Origin of the sequence: Paenibacillus hemerocallicola, from assembly GCF_006265175.1 — a bacterium.
Classification (GTDB): domain Bacteria; phylum Bacillota; class Bacilli; order Paenibacillales; family NBRC-103111; genus Paenibacillus_AB; species Paenibacillus_AB hemerocallicola.
In genome coordinates this window covers 42,097-63,693 of sequence record NZ_VDCQ01000032.1, presented here as the reverse complement: position 1 = coordinate 63,693, position 21,597 = coordinate 42,097, and the positions used below count along the sequence as shown (strand labels likewise).

The 21,597-nt window shown below is 52.2% G+C and carries 13 protein-coding genes; 2 read left to right on the top strand and 11 right to left on the bottom strand.

Annotated features, from left to right (window positions below; genetic code table 11):
- Position 1 precedes the first annotated feature (1 nt).
- The 9 genes from FE784_RS21585 to hepB all read right to left on the bottom strand — a co-directional run bounded on the left by FE784_RS21585 (position 2) and on the right by hepB (position 16,007).
- A complete protein-coding gene (locus tag FE784_RS21585) occupies positions 2–709 on the bottom strand; it encodes a glycosyltransferase family 2 protein (RefSeq protein WP_139604311.1) in 708 nt (235 codons plus the stop codon).
- Positions 682–1,869, bottom strand: a complete 1,188-nt coding sequence (locus tag FE784_RS21580; protein ID WP_176706411.1) for a glycosyltransferase family 39 protein — start codon at positions 1,867–1,869, stop codon at positions 682–684. Before FE784_RS21580 ends, FE784_RS21585 begins: the two co-directional genes overlap by 28 nt.
- Before the next feature lie 378 nt (positions 1,870–2,247).
- Positions 2,248–2,979, bottom strand: a complete 732-nt coding sequence (locus tag FE784_RS21575) for an anti-sigma factor (protein WP_176706410.1) — start codon at positions 2,977–2,979, stop codon at positions 2,248–2,250.
- A complete protein-coding gene (locus FE784_RS21570; RefSeq protein WP_139604308.1) occupies positions 2,976–3,560 on the bottom strand; it encodes an RNA polymerase sigma factor in 585 nt (194 codons plus the stop codon). The genes FE784_RS21575 and FE784_RS21570 overlap by 4 nt, the downstream gene beginning before the upstream one ends.
- A gap of 729 nt (positions 3,561–4,289) precedes the next feature.
- Positions 4,290–5,903, bottom strand: coding sequence for a plastocyanin/azurin family copper-binding protein (locus FE784_RS21565; protein WP_176706409.1), 1,614 nt, complete (start codon positions 5,901–5,903; stop codon positions 4,290–4,292).
- Positions 5,904–6,710: 807 nt separating this feature from the next.
- Positions 6,711–8,285: a glycosyl hydrolase family 28-related protein gene (locus FE784_RS21560; protein WP_139604306.1), complete on the bottom strand. Its 1,575-nt coding sequence runs from the start codon at positions 8,283–8,285 to the stop codon at positions 6,711–6,713.
- 67 nt (positions 8,286–8,352) lie between these two features.
- Positions 8,353–9,678, bottom strand: a complete 1,326-nt coding sequence (locus tag FE784_RS21555; RefSeq protein WP_139604305.1) for an ABC transporter substrate-binding protein — start codon at positions 9,676–9,678, stop codon at positions 8,353–8,355.
- Positions 9,679–9,772: 94 nt separating this feature from the next.
- Positions 9,773–10,708, bottom strand: a complete 936-nt coding sequence (locus FE784_RS21550; protein ID WP_139604304.1) for an AraC family transcriptional regulator — start codon at positions 10,706–10,708, stop codon at positions 9,773–9,775.
- 88 nt (positions 10,709–10,796) lie between these two features.
- The gene (hepB, locus tag FE784_RS21545) at positions 10,797–16,007 is read right to left on the bottom strand and encodes a heparin/heparin-sulfate lyase HepB (RefSeq protein ID WP_139604303.1); all 5,211 of its coding nucleotides are present in this window, start codon (positions 16,005–16,007) and stop codon (positions 10,797–10,799) included.
- Between the two features lie 520 nt (positions 16,008–16,527).
- Between hepB and FE784_RS21540 the strand changes: the two genes are divergently transcribed.
- Together FE784_RS21540 and FE784_RS21535 are read left to right on the top strand one after the other, a co-directional pair.
- Entirely contained in the window at positions 16,528–17,850 is a 1,323-nt protein-coding gene (locus FE784_RS21540) for an ABC transporter substrate-binding protein (RefSeq protein WP_176706408.1), read from the top strand.
- A 177-nt stretch (positions 17,851–18,027) separates the two neighbouring features.
- Positions 18,028–19,431 carry an extracellular solute-binding protein gene (locus FE784_RS21535; protein WP_139604301.1) on the top strand — a complete coding sequence of 468 codons (1,404 nt, stop codon included), beginning with the start codon at positions 18,028–18,030 and terminating at the stop codon, positions 19,429–19,431.
- Between the two features lie 267 nt (positions 19,432–19,698).
- On the opposite strand, the gene FE784_RS21530 is transcribed toward FE784_RS21535, so the two are convergent.
- Together FE784_RS21530 and FE784_RS21525 are read right to left on the bottom strand one after the other, a co-directional pair.
- Entirely contained in the window at positions 19,699–20,523 is an 825-nt protein-coding gene (locus tag FE784_RS21530; RefSeq protein WP_139604300.1) for a cobalamin-binding protein, read from the bottom strand.
- Between the two features lie 31 nt (positions 20,524–20,554).
- Positions 20,555–21,550, bottom strand: coding sequence for an ABC transporter substrate-binding protein (locus FE784_RS21525; protein WP_139604299.1), 996 nt, complete (start codon positions 21,548–21,550; stop codon positions 20,555–20,557).
- Between the last annotated feature and the right edge of the window lie 47 nt (positions 21,551–21,597).

The following is a 21,597-nucleotide window of genomic DNA, read 5'->3' as shown; positions in this document are numbered from 1 at the left end:
TTTACCACCTTGTCCTGATATAGGAGAAGAAGATCGATAGGATTACTTTAGCCATATAATACGGGCTTTTGATCAGCGTAATCGAGGACGTGCCGTGCTCCCGTTCCCTCATCTCGACGCCGACCTCGCTTATGTTCAGTCCGTGCTTCTTCAATAGAATGATCGCATCCGGCTCGGGATAATCGTCCGGATAATGTTTGGCCAACAGCTCGATGCTTTTCCTGTTGTACAGCCGGAAGCCCGACGTGCCGTCGGTAACCTTCGTCCGGATGAGCAGCCGGAACAAATAATAGAACACTTTGATGCCGAGCCGTCTGGACCAGGTCGTCCGGAAAGACTTGATATCTAGAAATCTGGAGCCGATGATCATGTCGCTGCCGCTGCTCTTCATCGTGTCCAGCAGCTTGCCGACCTCTTGGGCCATATGCTGGCCGTCGCCGTCGATCTGCACCATGTAGGAGTAGCCTTTGGACACGGCGTATTTGAATCCGGTCTGTACGGCTCCCCCGATTCCGAGATTGTGCGGGAGGTCGACCACCTTGACCCCCTCGGCCTTTCGGGCAGTTGCCGATGTACCGTCCAGCGAGCAGTCGTTGACGACGAGGATGCCGCATTCGGGAATATGCTGACGGACATCCCAGATGACCTTCAGAATATTGTTCTGTTCGTTATAAGCCGGAATTACAATGAGTATTTTCCCTTGTTCCATAGCAGCTTCCCCGTTAGTTTTTTGGCGATCCATATAGCTCCGTAAATCACTCTGTCCGCTCCGTAAGCCGCCGCTATCGCGATAAACGGAATACCCGGCGCTTTGTACCTGAACATTCCATCGATAAAAAACAAAATGCAAAATAAAAATACGGACAAAACGAGCAGCCACACAATCGATGCTTTCCTGAACTGCTTGTTCGCGATGGCGATGACGGTTGCCGTCATAAAGAGAACTGTCGGAAGGAACTGCCAAGCAAACCGCTTGATTCCGGCGAGCGACGTGAGGTCGGTAGTCCACACCCATCTCCCGAGAAAGGCGATGCTCCTTTTGCCGTAAAGGATCAGAATATGGTCCCAATTGTTAATTATAAAACTTAATATCAGGCTGTTCAATATATTAATCGTATAATCCGGCCTGAACTTATGGTCCTGAGGCGATGGGTGATCGTACACCCAGCCGTTGGCATAAACGTTGTACAATACTTTCTTGGCGTTAAATTGCATCGAGTCGATGAGCGAATCCAGCTTGCCGCCGGCGTAGACCCATACGCATACTGCCGCGATGGCAACAAGGCCGCCCCCGATGGCCATTCTGTGCTTTTTGAAGAAAGCAAGCACCGTTCCCCGATCGAGGTTGATCACAATATATATCAACATAAAAAATACCGTCATGATGCCGGCCGGTCTGAAAACGAGCATGTACAGGGCCGTAGCGGCAAAAGCGATTTTGTAAATCCGTTTATCGGATCTGTAGCATTTCAGAAGGAGGTACACGGACAACAGCAGCAGGCTTATAAAGAAGCTGTCCGTAAGAATATAGGTGGTCCACAGCGTAATGTCCCATGAATAGGCATAGAAAATACCGGCCATGATCGCGGTTCTCAGGTTGAACAGCATGCGAGCGATTTTAAAGACGAGCACGACGCACAAACTCGCGGTTACGGCTTGGATCAGCAGTACGGTAACGGGGTCCTTGACGAGGGCAAGTAGCACGGTCAGCAGCAAATTGTAGCCGATATACATAATATCGTTCATGTCCGAGCCGATTTTAAAGTTGGCTATCAAATTTTGGGCATACCGGATATACCAGTCCGAATCGGGGGATTGGGGATATCCTTTGCCGGACCACTGCAAATAGTAAAAATACTGCAATCTCACATGAAGAGAAAGCAGCACAAGAGGAATCGTGTAAATAAAATCCCGAATTATGACTCGATGGTATAGTTGAACTAGTCGGTGCACTTTTTTACACAGCTCCAATTCGCTCTTATGACTGAAAAAAATAACGCGCTTTGTCAGTTTTTCTACTGTACTCCATCCCGCAAAAAGCAACCGTACGAACAGTTTTGTCATCAGGGCATGGCGGCTCTCCTCCCATTTTGCACTTATTCGGGACATTCGGCAACACTTTTTTTCCGGACGGAAAAAAGAAGCCATGCGAAGCGCTATAATCATATAGGGTGAACGCAATTTGGACAAAATATGCAAACGGACTATTGCCGCCCCGTCCCGATGCGTCACCCCGTATCCACCCGATCATGTGCCGAGCACCTTTTTCCCTCTCGGCTTGGATCCGCCCGAATCCGGCTCCAGCGTAATCCCGATCGCGTCAAATAGCCGTTCCTCTTCTTCGATTTTGTAAGTCAGCACGCCGTTGCCCTGCGAATCTACCCGGAACGTGCCGCAATTGAGCCTGTTGCCGTTTTTGACCAGCCACACCTGGTACGCCTGTTCCCCCTCCAGCGCCGGCAAACCGCTCGTCTGCAGAACGAGCTCCATGCTGCCGCCCTTCGCCGTCAACCAAACTTGCCCGCTGGCGGCCGGTACGGCCGGGTCGAACGGCTTCAGACTATACCGTTCCAGCACCTCTGCGGGAAGATGCAGATTGTCGGAATGCGTCAGCGACCGGTTGCGCCATTGGGACAGTTCGACCAGCCCTGCCGAACCGATCAGCAGCGCCAGCACGGCCGCCGCCGCATAGAAACGGTAACGCCGTTTTCCGGGTTTGACCGGATACGCCGGCTTGCTCTGCGCCTGATCCTTCAATAAAGGCCCGAGCACCTCGGACTTCAGCTGCTCCGGCAGCTCCAATTCGGTCATCGCATGAGGGAGGGCGTCCCAAACTTGCCCAAGCTCCTTCAGCTCTTCCCGGCAAGTCGGGCAATCGGATAAGTGAGCATGGAAAGCCCGTATCTCTTCATCGGTCATTTCTCCCAAAAAATACGAAAACAGCCGATCGCAAACGTTGTCGTTCCTGTCCCTGCTCACTCGCTTCCCTCCTCTCCTGCCGATTTCATATGCTTGCGCAATATTTTCAACGTCTGATGAAGCCTGCTCTTCACGGTGCCGAGCGGCTCGCCGTTCCGGTCGGCAATTTCGCTGAGCGTATAGCCTTCCCAGTAAAAAGCTTGAATCAAGCTCGTCTGGCTGTCCGACAAATAACGGTACGCCTGCTCGATGCGCTGCTTGAGCCATTTGCGGGATACGATTTCCTCCGGCTGCAGCTGCAGATGATCCGGGAGCCGCTCCCAGACGGAAGGCTCGAAAGGCACTACGGCCGCATGCTTCTTCTGCTTGCGCAATTGATCGATGGCGATATTTCTCGTAATCGTCAGCAGCCAATTGACGAACAGTCCCCGCTGCGAATCATATCCGATCTCAGTCGTCCACAGCCTCGTAAATACAAGCTGGACGATCTCTTTGGCGAATTGGGCGTCCTGCGTATCCTTGCACGTCTTCATCGCGAACGAATATACGAGCTTGGCATAGCGATCGTACATTTCCTCGAGCGCGCCGCCATGCTTCTCTATGATCATCCTCATTAACTGTTCGTCGGAATATTGCCGCACTATTGACACTCCCCGCGTCGATCAACTCATCTCCCAATCCGGTTCATAGTGATCTTCTTATATCCGCGCCCGTTTTGCAAGATGCCGACAAAAATAACCCCGCAAAGCGGGTCGAGGTTGTTGAGAAAGCTTGCTAAAATAGGAAGCGATGAAGACAAGGAGTCGGAGAATGCATTCCGCTTCCGTTAAAATCAAGTTATTTTTATGAACAGCAGCGGTTATAACTAGATTTTAAAGTCAGACGCTTCGCTTTACGTACATTTCCCCAACTACTTTTAGATGGTTCTTTTCTCTGCTTGGCTTTCTCAACAATATATCTCGCAAAGCGGAACCTTTGCTCCGATGCCGGAGAGGCCGGCAGTCTTTGCCCGCGCTTTGCGGGGCTCCCGAATCCAACACATAGCGGAACTGGAGTATGCTATTGACCCGACCACTCGTATGGATTGCAAAATAACGGAAAACCGTTCCGCTATTCCGCCTGTTCATGATCATTTCACTCCGCAACATCGAGATAACGGAATTCTTTGCCGTTATTTTCGAGAGTATAGTGGAATTCAAGACCATAACGGAAATTAGTTCCTCTATTGACGGCGACATGCTGCAGCCGATTCATCAAGGGCCTCCCGGTTGTACGCGGATTATCCCTGTCGTACAAAAAACCGGCTTCCCCGGAAAAGCCCGATCCAGGAAAACCGGATTTCTTGTAGACGGCGCCGGCCGCGGCAGCCGTTATTTCACGATTATTTTTCCTTTCATGTGTTCCTTATGCGGCAAACAGTAGTACGTATACTCCCCCGGCGTGTCGAACGTCAGCGTAAACGATTCGTCTTTGTCGAGCATCGGCGTTTCGAACAGCGCTTTGCCGTCTGCTTCCAAATCCGACACTACATTGTGGAAGGCATTGTCTTTATTCGTAAACGTAATGGTGGAGCCCGCTTCGATCGTGATTTCCGGTTGGGCGAAGGCGAATTTTATAATATCCATCGCATACGCCTTGCCCGCAGCCGCTGCCGGCTGTTCGGCTTGCTTGGCTTCGGAGAGGTCGATCACGTACCAGACGTTGTTCACGCCTTGGCCTTTGACGTCTCCCGCATTCTCGTCCTTGATGAAATAATAGAGCGGCATGCCATTGTAGGTCGTTTGCTTCGTGCCGTCGTCGCGGACGATCGTACCGAAATCTGCGGCGGACAAATCAGCCGGGGACGACACGTGTCCGGAGTAGAAAATAGGCCAGTTCGTTTCGCATGTCCCCGTGCATGCGCTCTTGTCTTTGACGTCTTTCGTAAACCAATACAGCGTCCTGCCGGTCGAGTCGGTCAAAAACTTGCCGAGTCCTTCCTGGGAAGCGGCCGCTACGGAGGAGAAGCCTACGACGAACCACACGTTGTTGACGGCTTGGCCTTTTACATCGCCCGCTTTTTCATCCTTGACGTAATAGTACAGCGGCATCCCTTTATAGGTCGTCTGCTTTTTGCCGTCTTCGCGTACGATCGTTTTGAAGTCGGCGGCGTTCATTTCGCCGGATACTTGGATGCTCTCGGCATAATAAATCGGCCAGTTGGCGGCGCATTGGTCTTTGCACGTGCTCGTATCCTTGCTGTCCTTGGCAAAATAGTACAGCGTTTTGCCGCTTTCATCGACCAGATAAGAACCGAGCGTTGCGTCGTTCACAACGTTGATTCGCGCGTACTTCGCCAACGGGACTTTATCGGCAGCGATGACTTTCGCATCGGCAAGCGATTCCGCAAGCGTCTTGCCGCCGACCTTCAGCGTCGCTTTCACTCCTTCTACGGTGGCCGTCGCGATATGGCCGTTGCGCAGTGCGCCGGCATCTGCGATTTGGGACAATCCTTTTGTTTTGGCGTATGTAAGCACATCGGCATACGTAAAGTCGGCATCCTGCTTATAGCCGATCGCTTCCAGCAGCACTTTGTAATATTGCTGGGCCGTTACGCCAGATAGCGGATCGAACTTGCCGTCGCCCGTTCCCGTCCAGCCCAGGGCGGGGTTCGCTTTCAAATACGACAGGATCGCTTTGTTCCCGTCCCCGACGAGCGAGGCGTCCGCGAAATTGTCCGTTCCTTTGTAAGCGAGAGCCGTCTGCTCCAATCCTTTCAGCCGCAAGTATAAGATGGCGGCTTGCATGCGGGTCGTCGTCTTCGCCAAGTAGGCGGCGGTGATCCCGCTTCCGTCTCCCTGCAGCACCCCGAGCTCGGCCGCTACCTGCGCATCCGTCTTCACATTGGCAGCCGCGGCCCCGTCCGCCGCAAATACCGGCAGCGCCGACGACGCCACCATCCATCCGGTCAACAGCGTTGCGATCAGCTTGCTTCGTTTCTTCATACCGGCGAATCCTCCTCGTTTTTCAAATGATCTTCTTTGCATGTACATCCCTGTTTACGGGAAGACGCTTTCAACGGTTTGTGTTCTTAGCAAAAAAGTTCATGAATGGCGAGGAGGGAATCGCGGTCGACCGACCGCCGTCATGCAGCAAATCACCGCGCGCCGGGAGCTTCATGCGGTGCGTAAAAGCGAACCGCAAATAGGCGGCAATGGTATTCATACCGCTTCTTTCCGAATCGATAGCAAAAACCCCGACAAAATCTGCCGAGGGCACTATGTAATCCAATACGAAATTTGTTCTTGTGGAAGCGGATAGAGCAGGTGGTACGCCCTCTTTACCCATACAGTCCGCTCAATCACGCGCGCTTCGTCAACGACGGCACCGTTTGAAGACGTGACGCCGGAAGTCTTGTGAGCGGAAAACTTCCGGCGGCTTTTCCGCCCAAGCGTAAGAACAGCTTATTCAAATATGGATTGCCCGTAATTTCGTAGGCCTGGTAATTTTCCCCTTCTAAACCCATACAAGCTGCGCCTAGTTTCGTGTAGTCTTTTTTAGAGGTACGCTTTACGAGTTATTTTCAGAGTAGTCAACAATAATTGTCCTTCAAAATCTTTATATATAAAGTGAGTCAATTCCAGTAATGTTGGAGACGGTGCTTATTTCAATTCCTCCTTTTTAAGGCGTTTTGTGCAATTCTCAAAACATCTAAAGTGATTCGCAGCAAGCAACTAAACATCTAATTCATACGGATATGAATATCATATCCAAAATTCTCCGGGACGCAAAGGTAAGCTGCACGATCTATTTCATCTGGCCAATCGCCTGATCGCGCGCATTCCTAGTCTGTGCCGCAGTTGCGCTTCGAACAAGTCCTCCAGCTCCGGTGTGGTTGCAAGATCGGCAACGACGCAACCTTTGAAGCCCGGCACCGTCCCTCTCCCGCACAGCTTTGCCGACGGTTCGGCTCCGCGAACCCCCACCAAAGCCCCATTCGGCATGCAATCCGGCTGGTAGACCCAGTCGCCGGAGGAGCCGATCAGACAAACATTCCAATGCACCATTCTTCTTCCGAGAAACGGGCCGAAACCGTCCCCGCCTCCCGGTTTTCCATCGTTATGCAACGTGATATCGGTCCGGATCGAATCAAAAGACATCAAGCGGTGCGAATCGAATGTTCCGTGCACCATCACGCCTTTACGCCATACGTTGCCGCTAGACAAGCCTTCTGTATTGATGCCGTGAACGGTTTTCGATTCGATGCGGAAATCGGTGAACACATTGTCATGGGAGTGCAGGCGTAATGCCAAGGCGTGATGATGTTCCCGACCGGACACGGTAAGTCCCGAAACGGTCGAACTTTTAACTGCCGCATGTATAATTCCGTTCTCCGCATTGTGAATCGCCACCTCCCGAACCCAACAATGCATGGCGCGATTGAAGTAAATGCCGTTGAAACCTTTGTCTTGTAAGTGCACATAGTCGCTATCATTATGAAGCATGCGAATGGTAAGATGCTCTATTCCGACTTCACGAATATGCGACCCTAATGGACGGAGCGCGACGTTCCATTTCTCCCGCACCTCGAGCCGTAACGGCTGCTTTAACGTCACCGTAGTCCCTTCCACCTTGGCGATCTCCGTCGGCCAGTACCAGCGAGGCCAACGTGTCAGCATTTGCCCGTCCGATACCCAGTCGGTAGCCTTCATCCGCTCATGCCCAGCGATCGCTTCGAGCAAAGAGTGATCGGAGGGGTTATCCCACGTCATCTGAACCGCCATGCTCGGAGTCAGCTTTCCCGCATCTTCCGCGTCCACCTGTACGGTCATGGCTCCCTGCTTAGCTGGAGCAGTCAGCGACGCCAGTGTCTCCTTATCGTCCCACCCCTCCCAGTTGTCTTTCGTCATTGAAGCTTGCGGTCCGACCCAGATCAGACCTCCACACCATGCATACTGCGATCTCAGTGGATGAACTCCGAACGGCAGCGGCCCCAAAATATCGGTCAACGATTTGGCGAACAGCAGCTTCGTCTTGTCTTTTCCCGCTCCGCGCATCACAATGCCGGAATGACGAAAATACAAAATGTCAGACAATAGGTACTCTCCTTCGGGAACGTAAATCGCCCCGCCTCCCGAGAGTGCCGCCCGTTCGATTGCCCGCTTGAATGCGAGGGTGTCGTCTCTCTGTCCGTCTCCGGCAGCGCCGGTGTCCTTCACGCTGATAACTTCGGGAATATCGGGCAATGCCTGCTCACTGTAACGGTATCCAGCAAACGAGCAATCCGGTATATGGGTATGCGTCTGCGGTGCCGCGGCATATTCGTTCCACATTGTGGCGCTGTCCGAGACGACGGCATAATCTCTCCATGAATTCGAATGTTCCATCTTTCCACGCCTCTCTGCGTAATCGTGTTTTTAAATCCCGTTTATGCGTCTTAACGATAGTTGCAAATTAGTTCGACAGCCCTGACGCGATGCGCTCTTGCAATTTCTTATTCACTTCAACCGCAGCCTCGCGCAAGGCGGTATTGACATCTTTTTTCCCAGTCATGACATTCGTAGCCGCGCCGCTCAACGATGGCCGGATAGCGAGCACATCTTGAGACATCGTTACAGCCTGTGCGAACTGATTGACGAACATGGCTTCGACATTTTTCCCCTTCAATCCGATTACTTGCGAGTATGCGGATTTCAAATCCGGAATTTTAACTGCGGGATAAAACCCTCTTTGTGCCAACATTTTTTGAGCCTCATCCTCGAGCAATGCCGTTATTGCCAAAAAAGCCTCATTTTTATGCTTACTGACCGAGGAAAGGTAAAAATAGAGCGGCTCGATCCCCGAGCCGACCCCTTTCAAGTCTTCATAGACCGGATGGGAAACAATATCCCAATTGGGCGGCACTTGATCGGGATTACCGATTACTCGATTGCTGTATGTGATCTGCATCGCAATACGCTGTTCTTTGGCGAAGCCGTTTAGTGACGCATTTCCTATCAAAAATTCATGTCCCGGTATTTCGAAAAACCGCAAGAAATTTCGCATGATGTCGGGCCATCTGCCGCTATCAAAAGTGACTTTCTTTGTCTTTGAATCCATCTCCTCCTGCCCGTATGAATTTAACCACAACATATTCCCATTCAAAAAATGATAGCTGAACCCGACATACTGAATGCCATTATCGTATCGCGTCAGCTTCTTCGCAAGGCTGTAGGTATCGTCCCAGGTCATCCCGTCAACTGGATAGGAGACACCGAATTTATCGAAAAGATCCTTATTGTAAAACATAAGATTATAGTTGATATAGATCGGAAGCGCCGTCAACATTCCATTGCTTGCTTTTTTAATGATGTCTATTGCTGTCGGATCGATGCGCCCGAGATCGAACTTATATTTTTGGATCAGTTCATTCATATCGGAAACATAGCGGAAATCCGCTAACTGCGCAGCATGATTCGCATTGGAAAAAATAATATCGACGGCTGTTTGTGTAGCGGCAAGATCATTCATTGTCAACGTTTTCGTATTTACCCATTTGACATGAAAGTTCGGATATTTTTTTTGGACGATTTGCCAATAGTTTTTTTGAAAAGAGTCTGGCGAATCATCTCCAAAAGGATAATACACGACCAGCTCGATCGGATCTTTCGTCGCCTCCGGCATTTTCTCTGCCTGCTGAAGCGCACCGTCAGTTGTTGCCGATTGCCGGTTCCCATTGCATCCGCAAATAACGATCACGGATATCGATCCCATAAGCACCAAACGCCGCATGCTTCTCATACATCACCTCAACCCCTCTATTTTATTAATGGAGACAGCTTAATCTTAATTTCATTACAAGCTTGCAACAATAACAGCAGCGCCTGACTTTTTCTCAAAAATGGCTAATCTGTCGGTAAGATACGAAAAGGGCGGAAGCATTACATTGTTCCGGTTGCTGGCATGGAGCGCTGTACCGTTTTTTATACGATAAAGGCGTCTCCTTCACCTGCTTCCGGAATTCCCGATAAAAGGAAGAGACACTCTGGAATCCGCATTGATCGCAAATGTCCTCGATAGACAAATCCGTCTGCACCAGCAGTCGCTGCGCAACCTGTACGCGCAGTTGGAGCAGGTACGTTTTGAATCCCTCCCCCATTACCTCCGCAAACAGATGACGGGCTCGCGACGCGCTGAGCGACATTGCTTTGGCAACGTCGTCGAAACTGATGTTCTCCCGATAATGGGATTGAATGTAGGCGAGACCCGAGCGGACCGTTGCGTATTTGGTATAGAACGGCTGCCATCCCCCGTCCGTTTCGGTGTCGTAATGGCGCGCGAGCAAAGAGCAAATGTGAAACAACAAGCTTTTGATAAGCGTGCCATAGGCCGGGCGGCGCTCCGCCAGCTCCTCCTGCATTTGCAAAATAAGCTTGCCAATGTCGCGAGCTACAGGAAGCTGTGACGATATGCGATGCGTAAAACGGTTGCGGTCGAATAGGAACGGGCGGAGCAAATGAAAGTCCAACTGCTCAATCGTTGATGGATGGAAAAATAAAAACAAATTCGAGCAAGTGAAGCCTCTATAGGATTTCGACGTATGCCGCTCGACATTGTTGACGATGACAAGATCGCCGGGGCCGATGTCGTACTCCCGGTTTTTGAAATAAAACACGCCCTTGCCGGAAAGGCAGTAGCATATCTCTAACGCATCGTGCCAGTGCGGAATTTCCGGAATGGTCGGCAACGTCCATGGAACGAGAGAAATCCCCGTCTCCATACTCGGCAAATGCTTGTTTCGTATCGCCTCTACGGACTGAATAATGTCCACGCGTCATAGTCCCCTCTATTTCAAGTTTGGCGCAGCTTGCCGCAAATGAAAGAGATGCCGGTTTAGGCCGGCATCCCCAATAGCTTGATCAAGCTGTTTCAGACAACGCCCGAACGATCAAATTCACGCCTTCGCCGAGCGTTTGCGCCGCATGCGCCGACACTTTATCCGCATGCTTTATTACCGCATCCAGAAAATCGTCCAGTTGCTTGAGCGCCTGCTGCCGATGCCCTTGATTCCATTGATGCTCCGCCTGCCCGAGCCGGTTGTCGAGCTGGCTTTGGAGCGGAGCGGCAAGCTCTCCAAGCGCGGCATATTGATCTAGCAGCTTCCGCACCGCTTGGAATGTCCTTCCGACGTTCGATTCTGTTGACACAACCGCCCACGCCGTATGCTCTCCGTAAGAGGCGGTTATGAGAGACGCTCCGTCTCCGACCGCGGTTATGACGCCTCCCGCGATATGAGCGGCGTCGGGATTATCCGATGCGTAGGCAGGAAACGGCGTCACATCGTGAAGGCGGCCGTCCCCATACACCGTCGCGGTCACTGTCGCTTCTCGCTGTTCCCCCGGCGACATCAAGTAAATCTGGGAGTCGAACTGCAGCTTCCCGAGTTTCGCTGGATCGATTACGCGAACCGTTCGCGTAACGGGCTCCGCGGCATTGCCGACCGTATCCGCAACCCGGTACGTCATCTCGTATGTCCCCGGCACGCCTGCGTTCACCTCGCCCTCCACCTCGACTCGCCCGTTGACGCCCGAATCGAGAAGGTCTTTTGCTGTCGATCCCGGATCAGAAAAGACGGTGCCGACAAACAGCGACATTTCGCGTTTTCCATTCAACTGGAGAACGGGAGGCGTTTTGTCGATGCCGATGACGACTTGCTTTGATGTTTCAATATTGCCCGCCCGGTCGATGGAACGGTAGTCCAGCGTATGAACGCCTTCCCCCGTTAAATAAACGGATTCGTTGACGGTCGTCCAAGCTCCGCCGTTCAATTTGTACTGAGTGGAAGCAATACCGGACAACAGCTCATACGTGCTGAACGTTACCGTCACGTTCCGGTCGTTGAACGTTCCCGGGCCGCTCTTGCCGTTGATAAGTGCGAACGTTTCCGGCGGCACGAGGTCTTGCGCGCCGATGTAAGTGAGCGTATACGCACCCGTCGCTCCATGGAAGTACAACACGCCTCCCTCTTCGCTCACTTCGCCGTACGCTTCTTTTCCGCCGCCGGCAATATGCCACGTGCCGGCAGAAAGATCGGCAACGGCAAACTGCAGCGATTGTTGATTGCCGGGGACCGAAAATGTCAAAGCGCCTCTCTCCCGGTCGCCCGATTTGCTGAACAGGACGATAGAATCGGCGATAGCGGCGCCAACCATCCGGTCGGAGTCTATTGCACTCACTGCAAGCGGAGAAGAGTTATTGTCGTCCAATACCTGCAACACATTTAAAAAACGGTCGGTTTCCGACGGTGTTTGCGGGGAAATCTGCACTCTCCATGCCCCCGCCTCCACCGTATGTTGGCCAGGCGGGCGTGACGGCTCCTGCAAGTAGTTTGTTCCAAATACCTCGAACTCGCGTCCGGGTCCGCCTATTTTCTCGATCACCGTGTTGTTCGCCTGCGGCAGCAGCGTTTCGTTGACCAGTTTGCCGCCATATCCGTCTTCACTTCGCCTGATTGTCGTCGTATTGCCTGTCACGATCGGCTCCTCCATACTATGCAGCAGCCAGTACTTTTTAAAATTCGGATCGGAGGAGACCACCTTGTCGTACACGATCATCGCTGCCGGATGGCTGCTGTCTTTCAAATTTAGGAACAGGAACGAACGTTTGAACTGCTTCACTTTATCCGTGTATGCGGCGGTCAAATCGCCCTTGATGTAGCTGAAGTCCGGTGCGGCCGGATCCGGCCCGAACTGATGGTTGGCCACTTGACCGGTGTAATACGGTTTCCCGAGCAGTTCGGTCAGGTTTTCGACTTCCGGAGTCTTCATCTGCCCGCCGTCGTTTGCCCAACCGGCGTAAAACCGTTCCGCCGGATCGTAAACGAGCATTGCGTTATGCGCGATCGTCCGCTTGTAATAATTGTTGTCATGCTCGCTACCGTAAGCGCCATGCCTGCCCTGATACATGCCCGAGTCAATCGCAAGCGCACCTTTGTAGTACAGCTGGAAGCTGCCCATATCGAGATGCTGGTGATTCCCGAACTGATAGTTGCCGATCTTCATTTCCGCCACGACATCGGAAGCTCTCCCTTCAGGTCCGTCCATGCTCCAGCCGGTACGGGCGATCATTGTGCCGTACGGAAACCCGAAATAACGCGTAAGCGGAAGCTCGTCTACCGGGCTTGCGGGCACGTCCAGATCGGCAAACAAGATTTCCGTCACCAGGTTTGTAACCATCGCATACTGCCGCAGAAACTCGCCCTGCAAATACGGATCCTTATAGTACGACGCACCAAGCAACGGGACAACAGGCGAGTATTTCCAATAAGTGCCCGGGAGACTGTAGTTTTGCAACGTCGTGTCCCCGTCCCGCATCAGCTGTCCGTCCGGCCGGCGAAGGTAAAGACCACGGTACAGCACATCACGCTGCTCATCGATAAATACATCGGGGTATCCCAATCGGGCGAACATCCATTGCGCCCACAATTCCGGCATCAAACGTACGCTGAAACCGTACGAATCTCCTTGAGGATGCATGCCGGACAAGTACCAGAAGTTTCGTGCCGGAACGAATTCTGCAAAAAAACGGATGGCCGATACGTTGTACATTTCCGGTTCCTCGTCATAAATGGCGATACCTGCCGCCAGCAAATCTTTCATCAGTATATTTTCACTGGAGTGTCCCCTGATCGAGCTGCCTTTTACCGGCGGGTATCCCATTTCCATCTGTCCTGCCAATGATTTCAGTTTGGAGATAAAGGCCGTCTTCTCATCGCTAGTCAGCAGCGGGTAACACCAATCGTAGGTCACAGAAGCGGCGTGGATCGTATCTCCGATCAGCCGGAACGTGTCAATTCCCGCATAGACAACCGTATCCATAAAGTTGAGAATCGTCCGAATCGCCAACCGACCACTGGCGTCCTCGCCCGTCAGCAAATAGTTCATCGCATTGTATTCGATCGCATTTTTCAGAGCGGCCGAGTAATTCGACTGTCCGGCCGGAGGCTGGTCCAGCATACCTGGCTCCCGACCCAGTCCCAGATCGACAAGGCGCCAGTTTTGTCCGTCATCAGACACATAGATATGGAAATAAGACGTTCGAACATTCCCGCTGTGCCAAGCAACTCCGATATCGGTTACGGTCCGGAGTGACCCGATGTCATACGCGATCCACTCTTGAGGCCCTTCGGCCGACCACCTGGACTCCGGACCAAGATTTCCGTCGATCGTCTTGTTGCCGTCGTATTGCTGATCCTGACTGCTCCACGCGGCCCCTTGCACAGCCAGCTTCTCTGGAGCGCCGAAAGAATTGCGCGTGTAGATCTCAGTCTCCGTAATCGAGTTCCATTGGTTGACGGAATTCCCTCTTCCGAAAATTTTTACATATCGGGCGTTTTCCGGAGCAGGGAACTCATACCGTTCCAAGCCAAGCGTCTTTCCAGTGCTCCTCCCTGTATACTCCGGGATGTAGCTCAATTTGACCAGTGTACTCCATACGTGTTCGTACGCCGGGGTTTGGACTTTCGCCTGCAGCTGCGGAACGAGTTCCGGCGTTACATACAATCTTGGATGCACCGCCGGCGGCTTGGGCATATTTTGCTCCGTCACGTTTTCCTTTGAAGGCATCCGCAGATCAATCTCAGTAAAATTCCGATCCCTTACCGCTACCGGAAACGTTGTCGTGTAATAGCCCGCCTTCGCCGCCCGGGCCATATATCTGCCGTTCGGGACGCCCCGATCCAGAGTAAACGTCCCGTCAGTTGCAGATACGGCGGCAGCAAGCGATGCCGTGTATCCGACATCGTTATCGTCGTAAAGCGCAATATCGGCGTCGGCGATCGGCGCATTCGCATCGGGCAGGCGCACTTTACCGCTTACCGTATATCGCGGCGCGGCGGTATCCTGCACCAATGTTATAGCCGCGCTTCCGTTGCCGGCGCCTTCAACCTCGACAGCGGCCGTTCCATGCAAATAGCCATCTTTCATTGCCCTGACCGTATAAGCTCCATCATCCGCACTCCGGGCAAACACAAACTCCCCGGATTGTCCCGTCACAGCCTTGTCCAGCGGCGTCGTGAAACCGGTATCGGCAGCACGATACAGGTAGGCGTTTGCCCACGGGACCGGGGAGCCGTACACGGCATCGCTCACAGCACCTCGTATGAGGCTTACCTCCGATATGCTTGTCTCATCAAAGTAAAGGGTTCCTGTATTTGCCGAATCGCTATACAGTAGAACGCTTGCCGATACAGCATCTTCCGGGGCAGTCAGCGTTACTTTCATGCTCTGCCATAGTCCGGGCAAAGTCCCGGCTCCCGTTGATTTCTGTTCGAGCTGAAGGTTCGAAGCGTCAAAAAACCTTATATAAATCGCCCCCGTCCCGGTCTCGGTCCGTACCTTCACCTCAGCCGTATACTGCGTGCCCGGCATAACCGGAAACTTGTCGCTCTCCATACCGAAAGCGCCCCTCGAAGAGTTGTCGACAATTTTCAGGCTGTTCGCACCTGCGAAGTAGGTTTCCGTCGTGACGGTCATCTGTTGCTGGCTTCCGTAAGCCGCGTTCCACCCGGCCAGACCGGATTCGAACCCGCCGTTTGCGATCGGGACGGCGGCCGTCAGGCCGACATTATCGAAATAGGCGGTGCCTACGTTCAATTTGCTCGTAGCGAGTACGACGCTCACGTTCACAGCTCCGCCGGGCACATCGGAACTGATCTTCACATCGGTCCATTGGCTTTGCGGAGCGCTTAAACCAGAAAATGCGCTATGGATCCTCGTTCCAGCCGCATCGTAAAAATACAAATAGATCGAACCGGAACCGCCCACAAGATACAGCTTGGCAGTCGCCGTATACGTTTTGCCGGGTGATACCGGATATTTGTCGCTGATCATGGCGTAAGCTGCGTTATTTTCCATATCTTTTATTTTCAGACTGAATCCGCCTGCATATTTGATTTCGCTCGTCACCACCATATTCGCTATGTTTCCGTTGAGCATGCTCCAACCCGTAAGCCCCGAGTCGAATCCGCCGTTCAAAAACGAGATCGTTTGCGCACGGGTTTCCGTCGCATAAAGGGGCAGCATGCCGAATACGAGCGTATACAGGAGCAGCCAGCAGACGAGTTTTTTCATCGAATCTTCTCCTCTCTTTTCGGAACTTAAGTAAACTGATCCGGCTCTTCGAAGACAATCGAAATATCATGTATGCGCTTTCGCAAGTGTGTTCACAACTATCGCCAACCTTTCCGCAATGAATTTGCTTGAAACGGATGTAAGAATAATTAAATTCATTTCTAATTCCATAATAATCGCATTACAAAAAAAATCAATTGTAAATTAAACTTAAAATGCATTAACAGTTTATAATACTTAGGCACATCGCCTAAGGAAACCATTTAACGACTGGCATGAAATTAAAAAAAAACACTCAAATAGTTCACTTATAATTTATTTACTTATTGTTTTTCAGGTTTCATTGTGTATTATAGAATTAGAAGTGAATTATATAGTTGGTTACACTTAACACGGTCGGCAAAACTGGATGTTCCCAATCCGTTGCGGAAAGGATGTGATGCTTGTATTGTAGACGCTTTAAGATCTTATCCATTCAATTATGAAAAATGAACAAAATGGTCTGGAGGGGTTTAAGCAAATGACACAAACAAAAAACATGGGAAAAATCGGCATCGCGGCATTATTATTGGCCTCAACTGCAGTTGCAGGGTGCGCGGGCAAAAAAACCGGCGAGGAAGCGGTCCCGGAAAACAAGAAGAAAGATCCATACGAATTGCATCTTTATGCGCCTGGAGTAAGCGAGAAAGAATTCAACGAGCGATGGAAAAAAACGATTGGAGAAAAATTCCCGCATATTTCAATCAAGTTTACGACAAGCGGGAATGGGAATTCGATTGCCGATCTCGTCTCGCGCGGGGAAATTCCGGACTTGTACAGAATCGACATCCCGACGATCCGTACGAATTATTTGGACATGAACCTGGCCTATGATCTGCGCGATACGATCAAAAAGTACAAGTACGACATGAGCCGGTTCAACAAAGTGTTCACTCAGGAAATCGTCGATGTCATTGGAACAGGGGCGGTTTACGGCCTTCCGGTGCCGCCTTATTTTCCACAAGTGCTGTATTACAACAAGGATTTGTTCGACAAGTTCGGCGTCCAATATCCGACGGACGGCATGACCATCGATGAAGTGTACGAGCTTGCCAAGAAGATGAGCAGAACGGACGGAGGCACAGTATACCGCGGATTCAGCGCCAACACGATGGCGTTTATGCGCGACAATCCGTACTCCCATCCGATATTGGACCCGAAAGCGGACGGTTTGTCCGGGCAGGAAAGATGGAAGGGGCTGTTCGAGACGCTGAAGCGTTTCTATGAAATACCGAACAACCCAATCGCCAAAACCGTCGGGGAGGAAAACAACGCGTTCGCCAAAGGTAACGTCGCCATGCAGATCAACCAGCACAATATATATCTTGTCATTCCGGAGGAAGTGAACTGGGATCTCGTCTCAGCGCCGCTGTTGAACGGAGCGCCGAAGATGATGGGACTTAGGGGACCGGCATACTGGTCGATCACCAATCAGAGCAAGCATAAAGATGAGGCATTCGAGGTTATGATGGCGATGCTGTCTGACGAAGTGCAGATGCAGGATTCGAAGATAGGCATTCCGACTACTTTGAACAGCAAAGAGATTCAGGCCGTTTTGGGTAAAGAGCATCCTGTTTACAGCAATAAAAATATGAATGCGCTTAACAAGTTCCCGCCGATCCCGGCTTCACCGAAAAGGGATCCGAATCTGATGGACCTCCCGCTTGTGACGCAGCAAAATACGATGTCCGGCCAGTTCCAGAAAGTGGCGACAAACCAGACGGACATCAACAACGCTTTGCGCGAAGCAGACGAACTGCTGAAAAAAGCGCTTGCCGCAGAAAAGGAGAAAGCCGGGAAGTAAGCGAATTCAATTCGTCCGATCTGAGTCTCGACGTCTAGACAAGTCGGCGTCCCAAGCGGTCACCTATTCCGGGCACACTTCCGCCTTAACGAATCCCTTTGGACCGACCGGGACACTTGAAGAGGCGGGAAGTTTTCGATATGCTAAGTGACAGTAAGCATAGAGAGAGGTAGCTTCATGCCAAACAAACCAGGACGCAAAACGTCTCCGCTCCGCTTGAACGAGATGGTCGATTCGTTAAGGCAGGAAATGATGTCGGGAAAACTTCCTGCCGACAACTTTTTGCCCTCCGAAGCGGATCTGGCCAGACGGTTTCATTTGAGCAACAATACAGTTCGCAAAGGACTGGACGTGCTCGTGGACGAAGGATTGATCGAGAAAATTCCGAAGGTCGGAAACCGGGTCATCGATCCCGCAACGGGATCGAGCGTCGTCGTCCGATTCGTATACTATAATTCAATTGCCAAAGAAGCGGATATTCATATCCTGCTGGAACAATTCCACAGGCGCTACCCGCACATTCAGGTACAAGCGCTGCAATTGCCGCCGGGAAACGTTTACAACGTTTTTAAGCAGTATATAGATGCGAACATAGTGGATCTTTTTACGGTTAACGATGTCAACTTTCAGGCGCTGGCCGAGCTCGATCTGACTGAAATGCTCGACCCGCTGGACGACGATTCGCAGACGTATCCGTTTTTGCTGGATTCCTACTTCGTGAATGGAGAGCAGCTCGTCCGCCCGTTTACGTTTTCACCGGTTATATTGTGCTACAATCGGGATCATTTTGAACAGGCGCGTTTGCCGGAGCCCGACAGCAGCTGGTCGTGGGACGATTTGTTTCATGCGGCGAAGCAACTGTCCATCCCCCAGGAAAGATACGGAATTTTTTACGATGTTCAGGCCTCCAACCGTTGGCCGATCTTTATGATACAAAGCGATTTCGTATTCGACCGCGAGCGGCCCGATGAACTACGCAATCTGATCCGTACGAAGCTGGCGGACGGCCTCGATATTCCCGCAAAACTGCTCAAGCTGGAACATGTGTTTCCGTTATCGATAAGCGATGCCGAAGCGGGAGAATTGTTTGCGCAAGGCAAAATATCGATTTTGCTGACGACTTATTATAAACTGAACGAATTGCGGCAAGCGGATGTCGCTTACGAGATCGCCCCGATTCCGACTTTTCACAAACAAAGGACGCTGATGCTCTCGATCGGACTCGCCGTGAACCGCAAATCGAAAGTAAAAGGCGCCGCCAAAATATTGGCCGATTATTTGACGTCCTATGAAGCGCAACTGATTATCCGCCAACGAACGTTGAGCATTCCGGCAAACAAGCTGGCAGCGGAATGGAAGGGCGAAGAATCGATATACAGGCCGTCGCGATTCAGCATGTACAGGGAGATTATCCCTACATTTCGCACAATCGGGGAATTGGGACTGAAGACAAACGAGTTGCTCGAAGTATTAAAGGCAGCGAGGCTGTACTGGTCCGGTTTGAGCGACAAAGAGACGATGTGCCGCAATATCGCTCAGACATTGATGCTTGACGAGTCTCCCTCTAAAAACCAAGCTTGATCCCTCTGTCGAGGCCTTCTTGACGATGCGGCAGGATTCACTTCAAGTTACGGCCTGGCCTGATGCTCGTCCTGTCCCTGACAGGTACTTTCGTCGATGCGCTTCTACGCACGGATTTCGCCATACGCAGGCATCCTAGCTACGCGGGGGCTTGGCCCCTCCCGCGACCGGACTTTCACCGGCTAGAAGATACGTGCTTAGCTGGACTTGCTAAAATAAAAAATCCGCGTTTTACGCGGATTCCTAGGTATATAAGCGCTTATCTCTCTACAAAAGTCCGTTCAACCATCGTTCCGCCTCCTCGGCGTCGTACGGAGGGTACACGTCCGGGTGCAGCATATGGCCGAGCTTGCGCAGCCCTGCAACGAGAAGCGGCGACGGTCTGCAGTACAGCGATTCCTCCATGACGCGCACCCGGTCTTCGGCGACGGCGCGCAGCCGTTCCGAGCCGGGACGAGTCCGTATGCTTTCCGGCTTGACCAACTGCTCCCTGACGCCTACCCATGCGAGTAAAATATAGTCGGGATCGCGGCCGGCCACGTCGTCCCAATCGGTTTTGACCTTGGCTGCCGGGTTGTCTGCGAACACGTTGACCGCTCCGGCCAGGGCGCTGATCTCGGACAGCCAGTTCCCGCCGCCGGGCGAGAACACCGGCTTCGGCCACCATTCCCAATACAGGGAAGGCTTGTCCGTGCAGCGCCGGCTAAGCTCCGCGTAATGCGCCAGCATGTCCTCGTACTTGGCTTTGGCCGCCCGGGCTCGCTCTAATTCGCCCATCGCTTCTCCCACCTCGATCATGCAGTCGGAGATATCGGACAGCCTCTTCGGATTGAGCGTAATGAACGGCAGATTGCGCTCCTGCAAGCCCGCGATGTTTTTCTCCATCCCCGGAACCGTGAGAGACGCCAAAACCAGATCCGGACGCAGCGCCTCGACCGCCTCCATATCGATGTTCAAATCCGAGCCGAGCCTAGGTAGCCCGTTCACGCTGGCCGGCCAGTCGGTATATTTGTCCACCCCGACGATGAACCGGTCCAGTCCCATAAAGCCTAACAGCTCGGTATTGCTCGGGCTGAGCGATACGATTCTCATAGCACTTGCACTCCTTCCCCGAAAAGCTCCCTTATTTCACCAGATCCGGGTAAATGCCCTTGGCAATAGTCAGCAAGCCTTCCACGATACGAGGACCCGGGCGGTTCAGCGTGTCCTGATTGACCCCGACGAGCTGGTTGTTTTTGACCGCTTCGATTTTGTCCCATCCGTTGCGGCTCTTAATAATTTGATCCAGCGTCTGACCCGCTTTGTCTTTCGTACCGGTCGTGTAGAAGATGACTGCCGGGTTGTCCTGAATAATTTTCTCTTCATTGATCTTGTTGTAGCCCTTCGTGTCGGCCGCGATGTTGATTCCGCCGGCCAATGTCAGCACTTCGTCCATGAACTCGCCCTTGCCGACCGTGTAGCCCGGCGAGAACTCGATGTATACTTTCTTCTTCTGCTCCGGCTTGACGGCGCTGACGGCGGTCTTGATCCGGTCGATCTCTTTCTTCATCTTGTCCACGAGCTCTTGCGCTTCCTTTTGCTTGTCCGTCAATTGGCCGAGTACGAGCACGTTGGCAAAAATATCGTCGATCGATTTCGGCTCGAATTTGTAAAGCGGCAAGTTGAGCGAGCGGAGCTTGCCCAGCGCGTCTTCCTTGATCGAGATGCCCGTAATGACCAGATCGGCGTTGGCCGCGAGAACCGCTTCGACATTCGGTGCCGAAACACCGCCTACCTTCGTCTTCGTCTTCGCTTCCTCCGGATAGTTGTCGAAGTCGGATACGGCTACGATGCGGTCGCCGAGGCCCAAGGCAAACAAAATTTCGGTTTCGGCGGTCGACGTCGATACGATCCGCTGCGGCGCTTTTTGCAGCGTAATTTCGGTGCCGGTCGTATCCTTCATCTTGAGCGGGTATTTCGTAGCGGTTGCGTTGGCGGCATCCGCAGGTTTTACGGCAGGCTGACCAGCAGCGGGGGACGCTCCGTTCTTGGCAGTGGAATCTCCCGTGCTTCCGGCTCCGCAAGCGGCAATTGATAAACTGAGCAGTACAACTAGCAAAAGTGCGACAATCTTGTTCATGACCCTTTTCTTCCCTCTCCAGTTGATATGATGGGAAACGGCCTGAT